This is a genomic window from Kribbella sp. NPDC026596, assembly GCF_040638415.1.
Lineage (GTDB): Bacteria > Actinomycetota > Actinomycetes > Propionibacteriales > Kribbellaceae > Kribbella.
On sequence record NZ_JBEZYF010000083.1, the window covers coordinates 1 to 17721 of the forward strand.

Consider the following 17721-nt stretch of genomic DNA (forward strand, 5'->3'; position numbering starts at 1 on the left):
ATTCCTTGTCTGCGGCCCCCAGTTGCTGTGAGGTCTTAGGGTTGCGGGCATGGCGATTGCTGAGCTGGCTGGTGGGCGCAAGTTGGAGTACTTGGTTGAAGGGCCGGCGGGTGGGATGCCGCTGGTGTTTCATCACGGCACGCCGGGTGGCGCAGTCCGGTTCGGGCCGTTGGCTGAGGCGGCTGGACGGTACGGGCTGCGGTTGGTCAGCCCCGGCCGGCCTGGATACGGTGCGTCGACACCGGACCCGGGGCGCTCGGTGGGCGACGTGGCGACCGATATCACCGGTCTCCTGGACGCGATCGGCGCCGACCGGTTCCTCAGCATCGGCCTGTCCGGTGGTGGGCCGCATTCGCTGGCGTGTGCCGCCCTGCTCCCGGGCCGTTGTGTCGCGGCGGCCTCGATCGCCGGAGTCGGGCAGGCCGGCGCGGACGACCTGGACTTCGTGGCCGGCATGGGCGCGGAGAACATCGCCGAATTCGGTGCCGCCTTCGAAGGACCGGAAGCGCTCGAGCCGCTGATCGAAGAGGAGGCGAAGGGCCTGGCCGGTGCTGCACCGTCGGATTTGGCCGCCGCCTTCGGTGACCTGGTCAGCGAGGTGGACAAGGCCGCGATGACCGGCCCGATCCTGGACTGGCTCGCCACGTCGGCTCGGCACGCCGTCTCCGAGAGCATCGCCGGCTGGCGTGACGACGACCTGGCCTTCGTCAAGGACTGGGGCTTCCGCCTGGATCAGATCGCGACGCCGGTCGCGATCTGGCAGGGCGACCAGGACCGGATGGTCCCCGAGGCGCACGGCCACTGGCTGGCCCAGCACGTCTCGGGAGCCACCTTCCACTTCGAACCGGGGGAGGGCCACCTCTCCCTGCTGAACTCCATCGATCGGGTCGTCGCGGATCTGGTCGCCCAGCTCGACTGAGGTCGACTACGCGGGCTTCTGCAGATCCACCCACGCGAACGGTCCGCCGGCCGGGGACGTGACGAAGGAGCGGCCGGTGAAGGACAACGCCGGGTCGGTGCGGTAGAGCTCGGCGAGCTCCTTGCCGGCGGCATCGTCTCCGTTGTCGGAGGCAACCATCAGGGTGGCGATCCGGTCAGTGAGGTCGACGTCGGCGCCGTCCAGGCTGTCGGACATCGCACCCCAGTTGTCCCACAGCAGGAGCTCGTCACCCTGCAAGTGCGCGAGCTGGAGGTGCACGTAGTTGCGGATGAACCAGCCGCCGCGGACGGGAGAGCCGGGGTCGATGCCGTACAGATCGGCGTCGAGGTCACCGGCGCGGACGCCGAGCCAGACCTCGGCGGCGGAGAGGAACGGGCCGGGCGGCATGTCGAGGGAGTTGAACGGGTGATCGCCGGCCGGGTCGAGCTGCGGGTCGATCATCACCCAGCGCTCGCCGTTCCAGTACTCCGCGACGACGTGGTCGTGATTGAACCCGGACGCGAAGTACACCGCGAACCCGATCCGGCTGCGGGCCGGGATCCCCTTGTGCCGCAGGGCCGAGACGAACATCAGCGTGTAGTCCCGGCAGCATCCGACGACGTGGTCGACCGGTTCGCGCGGTACGGCGAGCGCCGTACCGTTCCGTTTCTGGTCGGTCGTCAGCATCGCCGACACCCAGCGATGGTCGATCTCCGCCAGCCGGTCGCCGGTGAACTCGATCCCGCCACCGCGATAGTGGATCAGCAGGTTGCGCACCACCTCGCCGATCCCGGCGACGTCGCCCGGCAACGCATCGAACAGGCCGGCATGTACGCCGGGATCGCTGAACTGAGTCTGAATCGCGTAGTCCATCAGGCTTTCCTTTCGAGAATGGGCAGAGCGATGTCGACGGCCGGCTGGTCGCGCGGTATCAGGTGACAGTCGGGCAGATAGACCTCGCGCGGCGGCCCCGCTTCCGGAAGTCCAGCCGCGCGGACCCAGTCGAAGACCAGGTCGTACGCGAGCATGATCCGCGGGAACGCGCACTCGTCCATCGTGATCGTGCAGTACGCCTCCCGATGCGCCGGTTCGACCCGGATCGCGATCGGTCCGGACGGATCCACCAACCCGGCGAACGGCACGCACACCTCGACCGTCGCCTCGGCCTCCGGCGTGACCGCGCCGTGGTAGATCACCCACGACTCACCGGGCAGCGTCGCACCCGCGGAGACGAGGTACGCGCGGAGCTCGTCGGTCGAGGACACGATCACACCGATCAGCGACTGCTGATCCGTGTCGCTCCGGATCGCCGCGATCTTGGTCTCCGGTACGTCGCGAGTCAGCACCGGACGCGGCGCCAGTCCCGGAGTTCCCGACCGGGACAGCCGGTCCCGCAAGTACTGCAGCGTCGACCGACGGGCCGCGGTGGTCGCCTCCTCGGCGGCCCACCACCGGTCCAGCCGGATCAGCGCCTCCTCGTCGGACCCCGCGAGTACCTCGGCGATCTTGGTCAGCGGCATGTCCACCTGCCGCAGCACACTGATTCGCCTGGCCCGCTCGAGCTGCTCCTCGTCGTACAACCGGTACCCGTTGGCGGGATCCACTTGGGCCGGCGGCAACAACCCGGACACGTCGTACAACCGCAACGCCTTGTGCGAAAGCCCGGTACGCCGCCCGAACTCACTGATCGTCAACACGCGACCATCAAACCCCCTGCCCCAGGGGCAAGGTAAAGCATCAGGCCGGGAAGGCCTTCAGATCCGGCTCGACCCACCCCGTCCGCGCGGCCGGCGAGGCCAAGGTGCGCGACGAGTAGAAGCGCGTCAGCAGCCGCTTGTCCAGGAGCCCCGGGTTGCGGCGTACCAGCTCGTCGAAGCTCTCGTTCGGCTCCTCGGCCATGTGGTACGCCGTCAGCTCCACCCACGCCCTGCTCACGGTGGCGTTGTACTTCTGCGGTGCCCCCGCATACCGCGCGGTCCGCTGGATGCCGTCGCTGACCAACGCGACCGCGCCGGCCGTCCCACACCGCCGTACGGCGAGCCACGTCAATCGCACGTGCTCCCGATGCCCGAACCGCTCACCGGTCGCCATCACCTCGCCCATCAGTTCGTCGAAGGTGTTCATACCGCCGCCAATGCGGTGAGCACCCGCCGAGCCTGGTTCAGGGCGCCCTCGGACATCCCGGCCAGCGCTCGTTCTTCCACGGCAGCGAAAGCTCGCTGCACTTGTCCAGCACTCTTCATGCCAACCTCCGTCAGGGCGATCTCCACAGCTCGCCGATCACCCGGCCGCGCCGCCCGCGTGATGTGCCCCTTCTGCGCCAGCCGATCGAGTACGCCGGTCAACGTCGTCGGCCGCACACCGGCGGCGACCCCCAGCTCGGACACCGTCCGCGCCTGCCCGTCGGCCAGATTCGCCAGCACGTTGAGCTCGGAAGCGCTCAGCCCTAGCTCGGCCAACTCCGTCCCCAGCACCTGCAACGTCACATGCGTCGCCCGCTGCAGCATTACCAGCAACAGTTCATTTTCCACGGATCCAGACTATCCGGATCCGTAGTATCTCGCCACCGGATGTGTGAGCTGCCTCACCGAGCGGAACGTTCCAGGCAGCGGGGCCCTCTTCGGGATGTCGTACTGCTGAGGAGGAGTTATGGGTGTCAGAGGGCTGGTTGTGGGAGTCCATGTCGGGCTCGCCGCAGTGCACGTGTACTGGGCGACCGGAGCGACCTGGCCGGCGCCGGACGAGCGGACGCTGTCGATCGCGGTCCTGGGCGGTCCGGTCTCGTTCAGTCCCGGGGTCGTGCTGCCGCTCGCAGCGCTTCACCTGATGCTGGCGGCGGCCGTGCTGACCAGTGAGCGCCTCAAGGTGAGCAGGCTCGTGGTTGCCGGTGTAGCCGGGGGACTGGCGGCACGGACAACAGCGGGCATCGTCTGGGCCTGCGGAGTCGGCACAGAGACCAGTACGGCGTTCTACTGGCTCAATCTGCTCGTTTACACGCCACTCTGCATCGCCCTCTGCCTCGCCGACCTCAGCCTGCTGCGAACACGCTGGATCAAGACAGTCACAGTCGCAGTGCCTGCAGTTGGCGTCGTACTGCTCTCCCTTGTCGCCTACGCCTACCAGCCCACGGTGCAACCCAGCGCCGCACCGTCAGCCGACTCCCGGCACGTCGACACGCCGCTGGCCCGAATCCACTACCTCCAACGCGGCACCGGCTCACCGGTCGTCCTCCTCTCACCCGGCGCCGCGCCCGCGTCAGCCTGGTCCACCGAGCTCGACGACCTGGCCCGGACCCACACCGTGTACGTCGTGGATCTGCCAGGACAAGGTGAGACCCAGCTGCACGACGACCGGTTCACCTTCGACCTGGCCGGCATGACCACCTCGCTCGGTCAGTTCCTCGACGCGTTGGAGCTGCGGCAGGTCGTCCTCGGCGGCAACTCGTGGAGTGGTGGCTGGGGTCTCGCGTACGCCCAGCGGAACCCGGACCGGGTCAGCAAACTGCTTCTGCTCGCCCCGAGCGGTCTGGACGAGCGCGATGTGTGGAGCTGGGAGATCCTCAAGCAGCCGCTGGTCGGCGAAGCGCTCGCCAAGCTGGCAGCGAACCGGAGCATGGTTGACTCCGCGGTGCGCGGCATGTTCGTCCACAAGGATCTGGTCACGTCGACGCTGGTCGACAGCCTGTGGGTGCCCGGAACGTATCGTGACAACGTGCGATCTATGTACGCGCTCGAGCGGGGCCTCGACTGGAGCGTCACCGAGCGCGCGCTGCCGTCCACTCGGCAACCCACGCTGGTGATCTGGGGTGACCAGGACACCGTGCTGCCGGTCGCGCAGGCCGCTCGATTCGGGAAGTTATTGCCCAACGCAACGGTGCGCATCCTGCCTGGCTGTGGCCACGCGCTCACTGTCGACTGCGCGGACCAGGTGACTCCACTGCTGTCGGATTTCCTGCGGTGATCGACGACCCCGAGCGACTCGTTCGGGCCGCGCAGGGCGGCGACACCCTGGCGATGAACGAGCTCCTCGACGGACTGGCGCCGTACGTCGGTCGGATCTGTGGGCCGATCGCGTTGGCTGACGGACCGGATGCGGCGCAGGAGGCGTTGATCGCAGTCTTCCGTGGTCTGCGCAGGCTCGAGAACCCGGCTGCGCTGTTCGGCTGGGTCCGCGCGATCGCCGTACGCGAGGCGGTCCGGGTGGCGCGCCGGCAGCAACGGCAACTGCCGGCCGACCTGGCGGAGCTGCCCGCGCTGGACGATCCGCAACTCGCGATCCACGTGCAGGACCTCCTCGCGAGGTTGTCGCCGGAGCATCGAGCGGTGCTGGTACTGCGGGATCTCGAAGGCATGGACGAACAAGCGGCGGCCGCGGTGCTGGAAGTGCCGACAGGTACGGCGAAGTCCCGGCTGCATCGGGCCCGGGCGAGTTTTCGGAAGGCGTGGGGATCATGAACTGGCCGAGCGTCGAGCTGACCGACGTCGAGCGATTCCGCGCACTGGCCGCGGGTGTGCCAGGTGCGGCCGTCACGGAGCGGGTGCTTGCCGCGCCGGTCGAGCGGGTGAAGGAACTGCTGGCCGACCTGGATGCGTTCGCCACGATCCAGGCGGACCTGGTGTCGGCGACGCTGCTCGAGCGGCACGGCGATCGGGTCGTGGTGTTGGCGCGGGGCAGGCGAGGGCAGCTGGCGCGGTTGGAGGGTCAGTTCCGGCCGGGGTGGTGCTGGTTGCAGAGCCGGTTCCTGATCATCGGCATGGCCGTGGCGGCCGAGCCGGGTGGCGGCACGCGGGTCGCATTGACCGGCGGGATCCGGGTGCCGGGCCGGGCTGCGATCGTCCCCGTGCGGGTCCGGCCCGAGAGCACCAAGACGATGGATCGCCTCGAGCGCCTTATGCCGGCTTGAGGACTGACGCCGGCAAGGCGGCGAGCAGAGCGTCGGCGTGCCGGCGGTAGCCGAGGTTGTTCGGATGAAAACTATCCGGCGCCAGCATCCCCCGCCACGGCGGCCGCGCATGCCGCGACACCTCAGCCACCGAGAGACCGCGCGCAGTCGCGGTGGTGCTGATCAGCTGGTTGATCCCCGCAACATACGGACTGGCCACCCCACCGATCCGCCAGAAGCGATCGGGCACCGTCAGATCCATCACCACCGACGAGGACGGCAACCGCTCGATCACCTGACGAAGGTGATCCCGGAACCGCCTGGGCGGCGTACCGAGAATGTCGTTGTTACCGATCCCGCACGTCACCAGCGCCGGCGTCAGTCCGTCGAGCAAGGGGAGCTGGTCGTCGAGCACGTGCCGGGTCTGCGCACCGGACCGGGACAGATTGAGCACCCGCCAAGGGGTGCCCTTACGGCGCAGCGCGTTCAGCACTTGACCGACGTACCCGTTCAGTGGAGTCGACGCACCCAACCCCTGCGCGGTCGAGTCACCGAGGACGACCCACAGCGGACCGTCGGCGGCCAGCGATTGCTCGTTCTGCCGCGTCCAGTAGTCCGCATATGTCCGCGCCTGAACGTCGACGTACGCCACCCCGTCCACCCAGCGCTGGAGGGCCAGACGCGAGCTTGTGCGCTCGGCCTCACCCCATCGCATGATCGCGTGATGCAGCGCACCGATCGGCGTCGTCCGCTCACGCACCCCACGGCGCAGCAAAAACATCGGTCCCCCCAGACATGAACAGACGGTGACCAGTGAATGTACTGCAGGAAGGTTAACGACCCAGCAGAGTGCGCGAACGACGCCGACCGGGACCCGATGGACGGGCTCCGGTCGGCGCCGGCGGTCAGGCCGGATGCGCCGTGGAGTGGTCGCGGCGGCGCTGGATCCCGAGCGCGATCCCCAGACCTACGCCACCCAGCGCGATGCCGCCCAGGGCTCCCAGCGCGGCTGAGCTCACGTCAACGGCGGGTTCCGGCTGCGCGGCCGCGGGCGGGGGCGGGGGCGGTGTATCCAGCGGTCGCTCGACGGATCCACCACGGGGCTCGGGCGCAAATTGCGCCATTGCCGGCGCGGCGGTTGTCATGAGGGCGACGCTGACTGCCGTCCCCGCGGCCAGCCGGGCGAACCGGCTGGTCATGGAATGCTTCCTGGTGCCTACTGCGGTGGTGAACATCGCTTCCTCTCCTCCCGGGGCGGGGTTCGCCATGACCGGCGATCCGGGTGCGCCTCGAGGTGTAGGCACCGTTGTCCCGCTGGGCGGTACCGCTGCCGCTGCGGCCGGTATCAGTGCGGTATCAGATGTCTTGACCGGTACCGGGATCCGTCGGACAGTCGAAGGGTGGGTATCGCCGTACTCGGCCCGCTCACAGTCGACGGGGATGGGGGGCGGAAGAACCTCGCACGGCGCGAACGCGTCGTCCTGGCAGCACTGGCGGTGCATCCGGGAGAGGTTGTAAGTGCTGGGGCACTCGCCGATGCCCTGTGGGGCGACCAGCCGCCCGCCTCGGAGGCCAAGGTGGTCCAAGGCTGCGTGGTCCGGCTGCGCAGAGTGCTGGGTGGTCACGCGATCGAGACCTCACCGGCCGGGTACCGGCTCGCTGTTACGCACGGCGAGATCGACAGCCGGCGGTTCGAGCACGGGATCGAGCGGGCCGGCTCTCTGCTGACCGCCGGTGACGCGGAACGGGCGGCGGCGGTGCTGGCCGACGTACTGACGCTGTGGCGAGGCCGCCCGTTCGACGAGGTAGCGGGCTGGGATCCGGCCCGGATAGAGATCGCCCGGCTGGACGAGCTGCGGAGGATCGCGGAGGAGTTGTACGTCGACGCGAGGCTGCGAGCAGGTGGTCACGACAGCGTGCTCGGCACGGCCCAGGCGATGGTGGCGGAGGCGCCCCTTCGCGAGCGCAGATGGGCCTTGCTTGCGACAGCGCAGTACCAGGCCGGCCGCCAGGGTGATGCCTTGGAGACCCTTCGGCGCCTCCGTGGCGTGCTGAGCCGTGAGCTCGGTCTCGACCCCAGCCCGGAGATCGAGAAGCTCGAGCAAGCGATCCTGCGCCAGGAACAGGCGCTGGCCGGACCGGTCGCGCTACCGGAACCGAGCGCCACGTGTCCGTACCAGGGCCTGAAGCCGTACGACCTCGAGGACGCCGACCTGTTCTTCGGCCGCGAGGCAGAGGTTGCCACGGGGTTGCGGAAGCTGTCCGACACCTCGATCCTCGCCGTCGTCGGCCCGTCCGGCTGTGGCAAATCCTCGCTGGTTCGGGCGGGTGTCGCGGCGTCCCTGCAGCGGGACGGCCGACGGGTCGTGACCATCACGCCCGGGCTCCATCCGATGGCAGCCCTGGCCGGCGCACTGCCCGGCGCCCGGTCACTGCCCACCCTGGTCGTCGATCAGTGCGAGGAGGCCTTCTCGCTCTGTCAGGACGTCGCCGAACGTACGGCGTTCCTCGCACGGCTGACAGATCACGCCGCCGAGGCCCCGCTCGTGCTGTCGTTCCGGGCCGATCGGTTCGCCGATCTGTCGTCGCACCCGGAGTTCGCCCATGTCGTGGAGGAGGGCCTGCACCTGCTCACCGGCATGTCCGAATCCGAGCTCCGGTCGGCGATCACCGAACCCGCTCGGCTGGCCGCTCTGGTCGTCGAGCCCGGGCTGGTCGACCTGCTCATCGGCGAGGTTGCGGGTCAGCCTGGGGCGCTGCCGCTGATGTCTCACGTCCTCGCGGAGACCTGGCAACGCCGGGAAGGCCGCACACTGACGGTCGCCGGATACCGCGCGTCGGGTGGCATCCAGGGCGCAGTGGCGCAGTCGGCGGAGCAGGTGTACGCGCAGCTCACCCCGGAGCAACGGCCGATGCTGAAGGCGTTGCTCTTGCGCCTCGTCACGCCCGGCCCCGATGGTCAGCCCGTGCGCAGCCGGCTGCCGCGGCGATCGGTGATCACCGGCCCCGAGTCGGATCAGCTCATCGACCTGCTGATCAGTGCGCGCCTCGTCACCAGCGACGACGGCGTCGTCGAACTCGCGCACGAGGCCCTCGCCCGAGCCTGGCCCCGACTCCGCGGCTGGCTCGACGACGACCTCGAAGGCCAGCAGATCCTCCACCACCTGACCCAGGTGGCCGACTCCTGGGACTCCCTGAACCGCCCAGACAGCGAGCTCTACCGAGGCGTTCGCCTCGCAAAAGCACTGCAGTGGCGCGACCAGGCGTCCCCCGACCTGACCGCGACCGAACAAGACTTCCTCACCGCGAGCAAACAGCTGGCAGACGCAGAACTCCGTGCGGCCGAGAACCGGGCCAGGCACGAAGCCAGGATCAACCGGCGACTCCGCGCCGCGCTCGGCATGGCCGCCGTCCTGCTCGTCGGCGCCTTGATCGCCGGCTTCCTGGCGGCCGGCCAGGCAAGGCGAGCCGACCGCCAGGCCGCCGCGGCGGAACAGTCCGCGACGATCGCCGCGGCCGGCCGGGCCGGCGCGAAGGCCGTCGTACAGAGCGACATCGACACCTCACTGCTTCTCGCTGTCGCCGCGGTCCGGATGAACACGTCACCCGAGTCGCGGGCGAACCTCCTCGCCGCCATGGCCAACCACCCGCATTTGATCCGCTCGTTCGAGACCCAGCGGCTGGACTCCTATGGTCTTGAGGTGAGCGCGGACGGGCGCGCCTTCATCTCCGCCGCGAACAACGCGGTCCTGAGCTACGATTTGGCCACCGGCGAGTTGCTCGCTGCGCACCGGCCTCCGAATCTGTCCGGTGGCGCAGAGCATCTCGACGGCCTCGACCCGATCGCTCTCAGCCCAGCCGGCAGCGAACTCGCCGTCGGCATGCCGCCCCCGACCACCGAGCCGGCGCGGTTGCTCGACCCCACGACACTGCAGCCGACCGGACGCCGGCTGCCGGGCTTCACCAAGACACCCGCCCGCGCGACGCATCTCGGCTACAGCCGCGACGGTCGCTCACTCGTCGCCATGATCCTGTACTACGGCGATGGCGCGACGGAGGACTTCAGTAGCGGCGCGATCTTCGTCTGGGACATCAGCCCGGGCCGACCGCCGTCCGTGCGGCGAGTCTTTCCGCTGCGGGCCGCCTTCGTTCAGGACGTCGTACTCAGCCCAGCCGGCGACCGGATCTACACCAGCAAACCGGCGGCGGCGTACGATGTTGCCACAGGCAAACAACTGTGGTCGAAGACGAAGCTCGTCTTCGGCGAGGCCGACGTCGCTCCGGACGGGAGGACGCTGGCGCTGGCGGATGAGGCCAGGGACACCGCGGGTCCGGACTACAAGGATGTCCTGCTGGTCGACACCTCGACTGGCGCGTCTCTGCGGCATCTGGTCGGGCATACGAGCGCTCTCATCAACGCCCGCTTCTCCCATGACGGCAAGTCAGTGGTGACAACGGGAATCGATCATCGGGTCATCGTCTGGGACGCTACGGCTGGAGTGTCGGTGGAGGACATGCTGATCCAGGAAAGCGACACGCTGACCGCGGCCTTCAGCCCGAAGGACGACATGCTCTACACCTCTGCCGGAGACGCTGCGCTGCGGAGCTGGGACCTGACCGGGCACCGGCGGTACGTGACCCAGGTACTGGACCCGCCCGGGGAGAGATCGGGGTGCCGCGTCATTGCTCCCGGTGGCAGGATCTACTACCGAGACCTCGTGCTCGCCGCGACTCATCTCAACCCCAGCCCACCAAGCGGAGATTTTGTCAACACCACTACCCGGAAAACCGTGCCCTTCGACAAGGACCGCGTCGCCCCTGGGACGGAGAGTTGCGGTAGCTGGCATCCCAGTGGAGACAAGTTCGCGGTTGGCAACGCGGATGGTGAGGTCTCCGTTCTGGATGCCCGGACCGGTCGCATAGTTACGAGCGGAACGGTGTCGGGCAGTCCGGTTGCGGACCTCGACTACAGCGGACTCGACGGCAGCAGATTGGTCGTCGGTGACAAGTCCGGTCGTGCTGTGCTGCTAGATGCGGCTACGCTCCGCCAGTTGAGCAAGCCGGTTCAGGTCGATGGTCCTATCGCGTGGCTGACGGCCAGCCCGGACAACCGTTCCGTCTTCGTGATGATCGGGGGCCGCGACCTTGGTTACGAGCTGAGCGTGCCCTCCGACCACTGGGCGTTGGTTGATCTGGTGGCGGGCCGGGTGCTCCGGCACGGCAGCCTCCCGATGGGAAGGCCCAGCATTGTCGCGTTCGCGCCGGACGGGACACGGGTGGCAGTCGGCAGCAAGAAGGGACATGTTTTGATCGTGGATCCCGCCACCGGCAAGGACGTCGCGGCACCGCAGCTTGTCCACCAAGGCCTTACCAACGGCATCGCGTTCTCGCCGGACAGTTCGCTTCTGGTCTCGTCTGGTGCCGACGGCAGCGTGGCGCTCTTCGACGGCAAGACCGCTGCGCTGCTCGGTCTGATCACCACGCCGCACCAGACAGTGGTCAGCGCAGACTTCCTGTCTGACGGCCACACCGTTGCGATCGCCGCGTACGACGACGGCGTCTATCACTGGGACACCCGACTGGAGCACGCCATCGAGACCGCCTGCCGGATGGCGGGGCGGGACCTGACTGAGGCGGAGTGGCGGGAGAACTTCGGTGATCGGCCCTACGTGAAGACCTGCTAGAGGGCGCGGAGGAGGACCAGGCACCGGGGGGCTAGGGGGACTGTGGCGTTGGCTTCTACTTCGGTGACCATGCTGTTGCTGGTGTCCAGGACCACTTCGTAGGCGGGGGCCCAGGAGGCGTCGGGGACTACTACCTGGCGGGTTTCCGGGGTGGCGTTCAGGGCTAGTAAGAAGGAGTTGTCGGTGAGGGCGTTGCCTTGGGCGTCGGTGGCGCGGAGGGCGTCGCCGGCCAGGAACATGCCGATGGTTCGGAGGTTGCCGTCGTACCAGTCGGCGTCGGTCATCTCGCCGCCGTGAGGTGCGATCCAGGAGAGGTCTTTGCGACCACCGGGTACGACGGGGCCGCCGGAGAAGTAGTGCCACTGGCGGAGGACGGGGTGCGCGGCGCGGAGGGCGATCAGCTTCTTGGTGAGGTCGAGGTGGTCGGACCAAACACCAGGCAGGGTCCAGTCGAACCAGGAGAGCTCGCTGTCCTGGCAGTAGGCGTTGTTGTTGCCGTGTTGCGTGCGCCCGCACTCGTCGCCGGCGGTGAGCATCGGTACGCCGGTGGACAGGATCAGCGTGGACATCAGATTCGCCATCTGGCGTTTGCGCAACGTGGTGACGCGCCGGTCGTCGGTCTCGCCCTCGAATCCGCAGTTCCAGGACCGGTTGTCGTCGGTGCCGTCCCGGTTGTCCTCGTGGTTCGCCTCGTTGTGCTTGTGGTCGTAGCTCACTAGGTCCCGCAGGGTGAACCCGTCGTGCGCGGTGAGGAAGTTGATCGACGCATAGGGGTAGCGCCCGTCGTCGCCGTACAGGTCGCTGGAACCGGACAGTCGGTAGGCGAGGTCCTTCACACCGTCCGAGGTGTTCCGCCAGACGTCGCGGACACTGTCGCGGAACTTCCCGTTCCACTCCGACCACGGCGTACCGAAGTTGCCGACCTGGTAGCCGAACGGGCCGACGTCCCACGGCTCGGCGATCAGCTTGACCCGGCCCAGCACCGGATCGGCGGCGACCTCGGCGAGGAAGGGGTGGTCGGGGATGTCCACCTCGTGCCGCTCGTTGCGGACCAGGGTCACGGCCAGGTCGAACCGGAACCCGTCGACGCCCATCTCCTCCACCCAGTACCGCAGCGAGTCCATCACCAGCCGGCGGACCTGGGGGTGCGAGGTGTCGACCGAGTTGCCCGTGCCGGTGACGTCGTACATCGCGGCGCCGTGCGCGAGCCGGTAGTACGCGCGGTTGTCGATGCCGCGGAAGCTCAGCGTCGGCCCGTCGAACCCGCCCTCGGCGGTGTGGTTGTAGACCACGTCAAGGATCACTTCGATGCCCGCGGCATGGAACGCGGCGACCATCGCCTTGAACTCGGCCACCTGCTCACCGCGCGCGCCGGAAGACGAGTACGGCGCGTGCGGCGCGAAGAAGCCGAGGGTGTTGTACCCCCAGTAGTTCGGCAGGCCGCGGGCCGCGATCGCGGGCTCGGTCAGGAAGTGGTGGATCGGCAACAACTCGACCGACGTCACGCCGAGCTCGGTCAGATAGTTGATCACGGACGGATGCGCGAGACCGGCGTACGTCCCGCGCTGGTGCTCCGGTACGTCGGGATGCCGCTTGGTGAAGCCCTTGGTGTGCAACTCGTAGATGACCGTCTCACCCCAGTGCACCGGCTTACTGATCGGCGGAGGTGGTTCGGTGTCGGCGACCACGACGCCGACCGGGACGTGACCGGCCGAGTCGCCGTCCGAGGAGTCGTAGATCAGCGGACTGGAGAAGTCCAGCGAGCCGTCGACGGCTCGCGCGTACGGGTCGAGCAGGAGCTTGGACGGGTTGAAGCGGAGTCCGTGGGACGGATCGAACGGACCGTGCACGCGGTAGCCGTACCGCTGGCCGGCTCCGACGCCGGGGACGAAACCGGTCCAGAACTCACCGGTATGGGCCAGATCCAGGTTCCGCTGGCTGCCGTCGTCGGCAACCAGGGCCAGCTCGACCCGCTCCGCCGCCGGGGCCCAGAGCGTGAACGTCGTCCCGTCGGTCTGGACCACTGCGCCCAGGCGCGGTTCGATGTCGGGAGTCTGGCCGAGAGCACTCGGGGCGGCGGTCGCTTCGGTCACCGGCACATTCTGCACAGTCAGAGGTGGGTTATCGATAACGGAGGTGGTTATGTTCATGAGACGGTAGTTGCGAACGCCTGTGCGCAGTGATACGCAAGGACCGTTACTAATTTTCCGGACTTCGGCAGACGCCGAGTAGGGGATCACATGTCGGAACAGTTGGCCGGTCTGACCGTCGGTCTGATCGGCGCGGGCAACATCGCCCACGTCCACGTCGCCGCGTGGAAGGCACTCGGAGCGCGGGTGCTGGTGCACTCGCTGGAGGGTGCGGACGAGCTCGCTGAGCAGTACGGGCTGGAGGTCACGGCGTCACTCGAGGGCTGCCTGGCCGAGGCCGAGTTCGTCGACATCGTCACGCCGTCGCCGACGCACAAGGAGATCGCGCTGGCCGCGATCAAGGCGGGCAAGAACGTGATCTGCGAGAAGCCGCTGACGTTGACGGCGGCCGACTCGCACGAGGTCATCGACGCCGCGCAGGCCGCCGGCGTCCGGCTCTACCCGGCCCACGTGGTCCGGTACTTCCCGGCGTACAAGGCGGCGTACGACGCGATCCAGGCGGGGCGGATCGGCGACGTGGCGGTGGCGCGGTTCTTCCGGCAGGCGTCGTCGCCGGCCGGTGCCGGGTGGTACCGCGATGTGGCCCGCTCCGGCGGCGTGATCATGGACCTGATGGTCCACGACCTCGACCAGGCCCGGTGGCTGTGTGGCGAGGTTACCAGCGTGTACGCCGTACAGAACCCGCCGACCGTGGACGGCATCAGCCCGGTCAACGTGGCGGCACACGTGACGCTCACCCATGACACCGGGGCGATCAGCCACTGCCGTGCGACGTGGGGCGCGACGGGTACGACGTTCCAGTCCGGGTTCCAGGTGGCGGGGTCGACCGGCGTACTGAAGTACACGTCCAACAGTGACCTGGGCTTCAGTGAGGAGCTGCAGGACGGTGGGGCCGGCGGCGACCTGCTGATCCCGGAGTCGACGCTGGGGGAGAGTCCGTACCTGACCCAGCTCCGTGAGCTGGCGATCGGCCTGCGCGGTGGACCGGAGCCGCGGGTGCTCGGTCTGGACGGCGCGACCGCCGTCTATCTGGCCGAAGCTGCGCGCGCCTCGATGGAGTCCGGCCGCGCTGTCGACATGAAGACGTTCGTCCAGACGGGAGCCGTGGCATGAGCCTGAAGGTTGCGATCGCTTCGTTCGCTCACACTCACGCGGCAGGTTACGCCTACCTGCTCGGCTCGATGCCGGACGTCGAGGTGCTGTCCGCCGATCCCGACGGTGCGTCCGCGCCCGACTCCGGTCCGCGGGGTGCTGCCTTTGCCGAGCAGATCGGCATCCCGTACGTCGACTCGTACGACGAACTGTTCGCCTGGGGACCGGATGCCGTCGTCGTGACGTCGGAGAACGCCGGCCACCGCGCACTGGTCGAGCGTGCGGCCTCAGTCGGTGCGCACGTGCTGTGCGAGAAGCCGCTGGCGACAGAGGTCGAGGACGGCGAGGCCATGCTGGCTGCCTGTGAGGCCGCCGGATCGATCCTGATGATCGCGTACCCGGTCCGCTTCGCGCCGTCGTACCTGCGGCTGCGCGCCATGGTCGAGGCAGGCCGCCTCGGTGACGTGTTCGCCGTACTGGGGACGAACAACGGGAAGATCCCGTACGACCAGCGGCAGTGGTTCACGGACCCGAAGCAGGCCGGTGGGGGAGCGCTCGTCGACCACACCGTGCACTGTGCCGACCTGATCGACGGTCTGACCGGCGGTGCGTCGGCGACGCGCGTGTACGCCGCGGCCAACCACGTGCTGCACCAGGACAAGGGTGTCGCTGTGGAGACCGGTGGGCTGGTGACGGTCAACTACGACAACGGGCTGCTGGCGACCATCGACTGCTCGTGGAGCGTTCCGGACAACGGTCCGACCTGGGGTGGCGTCTCATTGCAGGTCACAGGGACCAACGGGTCGGTGGAGATCGAGCCGTTCCTGCCGCACGTCGGCGGCACGGATGCGTCCGGTGAGGTCTTCCTGGGGATCGGCGGCAACCTGGACGAGTCGCTGCTCGCCACATTCCTGGCCGCGGTCCGGGAGTCCGGCCCGGCAAAGGCCGGTACGACGCCCGCCGTCGTACCGCAGCCGGACGGTGGAGTCGGCCTGCGCACACTGCGCATCGTCGACGCCGCCCGCCGGTCCGCAGTCTCGGGTCAGCCCGTAGAAATCTGATCAGCGTGCCGGTCGCCCCAGTGGCGACCGGCACCGCTTCAGCCTCGGGTATGTGAGCCCGGCGACGTGCTGATCGTCTGCGGCCGTTGCTGGAGCGGCTCGGAGTGACCTACACCGACGCCTGCTGAGCCGGATCCTCCACTCGTCCGGTACCGTGCCGATCTGATGTGACCCACGGGTAGTCCCGACGAGTGGAGGAGCCAGGCATGGGCGAGTTCGTGAACCTCACCGTGAGCGACGGTGTCGGCACGATTCGGCTGGATCGGCCGAAGATGAACGCCCTGAATGTTCAGGTGCAGGAGGAGATCCGGGCCGCCGCCCTCGAGGCGACCGCGTCGGACGAGGTCCGTGCGGTGGTGATCTACGGCGGCGAGAAGGTGTTCGCGGCCGGTGCGGACATCAAGGAGATGGCCGACATGTCGTACGCCGACATGGTCAAGCGCTCCGGCCCGCTGCAGTCCTCCCTGTCCGCGATCGCCGCGATCCCGAAGCCGACCGTTGCCGCCATCACCGGGTACGCGCTCGGCGGTGGCTGCGAGCTGGCCCTGTGCGCCGACTACCGGATCGCCGCCGAGGACGCCAAGCTCGGCCAGCCGGAGATCCTGCTCGGCATCATCCCGGGCGCCGGCGGCACCCAGCGGCTGTCCCGGCTCGTTGGGGCGTCCAAGGCCAAGGACCTGATCTACACCGGCCGTTTCGTCGACGCCGCCGAATCGCTCGCGATCGGTCTGGTCGACAAGGTCGTGCCGGCCGCTGATGTCTACTCGGCGGCGGTCGCGTGGGCCTCGCAGTTCTCCCGCGGTGCCGCGCTGGCGCTGCGGGCCGCCAAGGAGGCCATCGACTCCGGCCTGGGCGTGGATCTGCAGACCGGGCTGGAGATCGAGCGGCAGCAGTTCGCCGCGCTGTTCGCCACCGAGGACCGTGCGATCGGGATGAAGTCCTTCGTCGAGAGCGGCCCGGGCAAGGCCGAGTTCAAGGGAAATTGATGACCACCTCCGCTGAGAAGCCAGCAGCCACCGCCGAAGAGGTCGAGGCGGCCTGGAACGACAACAAGCTCGCCCAGGTCCTGTACCACGACTGGGAGGCCTCGACGTACGACGAGAAGTGGTCGATCTCGTACGACGAACGCTGCGTCACCTACGCCCGCGACCGCTTCACCGCGATCGCCGGGTCGACGGGTTGGCCCTACGGCAAGTCGCTGGAGATCGGCGCCGGCACCGGCTTCTTCACGTTGAACCTCAAGCTGGCCGGAGTGCTCGACGAGGCGCATGTCACCGACCTCTCGCCCGGCATGGTCGAGGCGGCGAAGAAGAACGCCGCCACGCTCGGCTTCGCGGTCGAGGGCCGGGTCGCGGACGCGGAGAAGCTGCCGTACGACGACGACACCTTCGACCTCGTCTTCGGGCACGCCGTGATCCACCACATCCCGGACGTCGAGCTCGCCTTCCGCGAGATGCTCCGCGTCCTCAAGCCGGGCGGCCGCTTCGTGATCTGCGGCGAACCCACGCGGTACGGCGACTACGTGGCGCGACGGTTGTCCCGGTTCACCTGGTGGGCGACGACGAACGTGACCAAGTTGCCGGCGCTGACCGAGTGGCGTCGTTCGCAGGAGGAACTGGACGAATCCTCCCGGGCGGCCGCTCTGGAAGCGGTGGTCGACCTGCACACGTTCGATCCGGACACGCTGGCCCGGGTGGCCGGTCGCGCGGGGGCGGTCGACGTACGGACTGTCACCGAGGAGCTGTTGGCGGCGTGGGTCGGCTGGCCGATCCGGACGTTCGAGGCCGCAGTACCGGAGCAGAAGCTCGGGTTCGGGTGGCGGATGTTCGCGTACAAGTCGTGGTTGCAGCTGTCGAAGGTGGACAAGATGCTGTCGGTCGTCGTACCTGATGAGCTGTACTACAACGTCTCGATCACGGGTGTCGCGCAGTAG

The 17721-nt window shown here is 68.4% G+C and carries 16 protein-coding genes; 9 read left to right on the forward strand and 7 right to left on the reverse strand.

All coding sequences use genetic code 11. The features are described 5' to 3' along the window. Positions 1-49 precede the first annotated feature (49 nt). Positions 50-919, forward strand: coding sequence for an alpha/beta hydrolase (locus AB0E63_RS40440; RefSeq protein ID WP_360378342.1), 870 nt, complete (start codon positions 50-52; stop codon positions 917-919). Between the two features lie 6 nt (positions 920-925). Here AB0E63_RS40440 and AB0E63_RS40445 read toward each other — a convergent pair whose 3' ends face one another. The 4 genes from AB0E63_RS40445 to AB0E63_RS40460 are packed head-to-tail and all read right to left on the reverse strand — an operon-like array spanning position 926 to position 3450. Further along, entirely contained in the window at positions 926-1792 is an 867-nt protein-coding gene (locus tag AB0E63_RS40445) for a transglutaminase-like domain-containing protein (RefSeq protein ID WP_360378345.1), read from the reverse strand. Beyond that, positions 1792-2616: a MerR family transcriptional regulator gene (locus AB0E63_RS40450; protein WP_360378348.1), complete on the reverse strand. Its 825-nt coding sequence runs from the start codon at positions 2614-2616 to the stop codon at positions 1792-1794. Before AB0E63_RS40450 ends, AB0E63_RS40445 begins: the two co-directional genes overlap by 1 nt. A 40-nt stretch (positions 2617-2656) precedes the next feature. Continuing rightward, on the reverse strand, positions 2657-3043 hold the full coding sequence (locus AB0E63_RS40455; RefSeq protein ID WP_360378351.1) for a hypothetical protein: 387 nt from the start codon (positions 3041-3043) through the stop codon (positions 2657-2659). Further along, a complete protein-coding gene (locus tag AB0E63_RS40460) occupies positions 3040-3450 on the reverse strand; it encodes a MarR family transcriptional regulator (RefSeq protein ID WP_360378354.1) in 411 nt (136 codons plus the stop codon). The genes AB0E63_RS40455 and AB0E63_RS40460 overlap by 4 nt, the downstream gene beginning before the upstream one ends. A gap of 118 nt (positions 3451-3568) precedes the next feature. Between AB0E63_RS40460 and AB0E63_RS40465 the strand changes: the two genes are divergently transcribed. Genes AB0E63_RS40465 through AB0E63_RS40475 form a run of 3 tightly spaced genes read left to right on the forward strand, consistent with a single transcriptional unit; the run spans position 3569 to position 5822 of the window. Then, on the forward strand, positions 3569-4879 hold the full coding sequence (locus tag AB0E63_RS40465; protein WP_360378356.1) for an alpha/beta fold hydrolase: 1311 nt from the start codon (positions 3569-3571) through the stop codon (positions 4877-4879). Further along, the gene (locus tag AB0E63_RS40470; RefSeq protein WP_360378358.1) at positions 4876-5373 is read left to right on the forward strand and encodes a sigma-70 family RNA polymerase sigma factor; all 498 of its coding nucleotides are present in this window, start codon (positions 4876-4878) and stop codon (positions 5371-5373) included. Before AB0E63_RS40465 ends, AB0E63_RS40470 begins: the two co-directional genes overlap by 4 nt. After that, the gene (locus AB0E63_RS40475; protein ID WP_360378361.1) at positions 5370-5822 is read left to right on the forward strand and encodes a hypothetical protein; all 453 of its coding nucleotides are present in this window, start codon (positions 5370-5372) and stop codon (positions 5820-5822) included. Before AB0E63_RS40470 ends, AB0E63_RS40475 begins: the two co-directional genes overlap by 4 nt. Here AB0E63_RS40475 and AB0E63_RS40480 read toward each other — a convergent pair. After that, a complete protein-coding gene (locus tag AB0E63_RS40480; RefSeq protein WP_360378364.1) occupies positions 5809-6582 on the reverse strand; it encodes an SGNH/GDSL hydrolase family protein in 774 nt (257 codons plus the stop codon). The genes AB0E63_RS40475 and AB0E63_RS40480 overlap by 14 nt on opposite strands. 124 nt (positions 6583-6706) lie before the next feature. Then, complete coding sequence (locus AB0E63_RS40485) at positions 6707-7000, reverse strand: hypothetical protein (protein WP_360378367.1); 294 nt, start codon at positions 6998-7000, stop codon at positions 6707-6709. 201 nt (positions 7001-7201) lie between these two features. On the opposite strand from AB0E63_RS40485, the gene AB0E63_RS40490 reads away from it, so the two are divergent. After that, positions 7202-11485, forward strand: a complete 4284-nt coding sequence (locus AB0E63_RS40490) for a BTAD domain-containing putative transcriptional regulator (RefSeq protein WP_360378370.1) — start codon at positions 7202-7204, stop codon at positions 11483-11485. Here AB0E63_RS40490 and glgX read toward each other — a convergent pair. Further along, positions 11482-13578 (reverse strand): glycogen debranching protein GlgX, encoded by a 2097-nt coding sequence (gene glgX / locus AB0E63_RS40495; protein ID WP_360378372.1) that lies wholly within the window; start codon positions 13576-13578, stop codon positions 11482-11484. The genes AB0E63_RS40490 and glgX overlap by 4 nt on opposite strands. A 147-nt stretch (positions 13579-13725) precedes the next feature. Between glgX and AB0E63_RS40500 the strand changes: the two genes are divergently transcribed. The 4 genes from AB0E63_RS40500 to AB0E63_RS40515 all read left to right on the forward strand — a co-directional run bounded on the left by AB0E63_RS40500 (position 13726) and on the right by AB0E63_RS40515 (position 17721). After that, a complete protein-coding gene (locus AB0E63_RS40500; protein ID WP_360378375.1) occupies positions 13726-14748 on the forward strand; it encodes a Gfo/Idh/MocA family oxidoreductase in 1023 nt (340 codons plus the stop codon). After that, a complete protein-coding gene (locus AB0E63_RS40505) occupies positions 14745-15788 on the forward strand; it encodes a Gfo/Idh/MocA family oxidoreductase (RefSeq protein ID WP_360378378.1) in 1044 nt (347 codons plus the stop codon). Before AB0E63_RS40500 ends, AB0E63_RS40505 begins: the two co-directional genes overlap by 4 nt. A 206-nt stretch (positions 15789-15994) precedes the next feature. Then, positions 15995-16774 carry an enoyl-CoA hydratase-related protein gene (locus tag AB0E63_RS40510; RefSeq protein WP_360378380.1) on the forward strand — a complete coding sequence of 260 codons (780 nt, stop codon included), beginning with the start codon at positions 15995-15997 and terminating at the stop codon, positions 16772-16774. Continuing rightward, positions 16774-17721: a class I SAM-dependent methyltransferase gene (locus tag AB0E63_RS40515; protein WP_360378383.1), complete on the forward strand. Its 948-nt coding sequence runs from the start codon at positions 16774-16776 to the stop codon at positions 17719-17721. Before AB0E63_RS40510 ends, AB0E63_RS40515 begins: the two co-directional genes overlap by 1 nt.

Excerpts from the sequence above, each read along its gene's own strand:
- AB0E63_RS40440 (WP_360378342.1), top strand. The coding sequence starts at position 50 with ATGGCGATTGCTGAGCTGGCTGGTGGGCGCAAGTTGGAGTACTTGGTT.
- AB0E63_RS40445 (WP_360378345.1), bottom strand. The coding sequence starts at position 1,792 with ATGGACTACGCGATTCAGACTCAGTTCAGCGATCCCGGCGTACATGCC.
- AB0E63_RS40455 (WP_360378351.1), bottom strand. The coding sequence starts at position 3,043 with ATGAACACCTTCGACGAACTGATGGGCGAGGTGATGGCGACCGGTGAG.
- AB0E63_RS40465 (WP_360378356.1), top strand. The coding sequence starts at position 3,569 with ATGGGTGTCAGAGGGCTGGTTGTGGGAGTCCATGTCGGGCTCGCCGCA.
- AB0E63_RS40475 (WP_360378361.1), top strand. The coding sequence starts at position 5,370 with ATGAACTGGCCGAGCGTCGAGCTGACCGACGTCGAGCGATTCCGCGCA.
- AB0E63_RS40480 (WP_360378364.1), bottom strand. The coding sequence starts at position 6,582 with ATGTTTTTGCTGCGCCGTGGGGTGCGTGAGCGGACGACGCCGATCGGT.
- AB0E63_RS40485 (WP_360378367.1), bottom strand. The coding sequence starts at position 7,000 with ATGACCAGCCGGTTCGCCCGGCTGGCCGCGGGGACGGCAGTCAGCGTC.
- AB0E63_RS40500 (WP_360378375.1), top strand. The coding sequence starts at position 13,726 with ATGTCGGAACAGTTGGCCGGTCTGACCGTCGGTCTGATCGGCGCGGGC.
- AB0E63_RS40505 (WP_360378378.1), top strand. The coding sequence starts at position 14,745 with ATGAGCCTGAAGGTTGCGATCGCTTCGTTCGCTCACACTCACGCGGCA.
- AB0E63_RS40510 (WP_360378380.1), top strand. The coding sequence starts at position 15,995 with ATGGGCGAGTTCGTGAACCTCACCGTGAGCGACGGTGTCGGCACGATT.
- AB0E63_RS40515 (WP_360378383.1), top strand. The coding sequence starts at position 16,774 with ATGACCACCTCCGCTGAGAAGCCAGCAGCCACCGCCGAAGAGGTCGAG.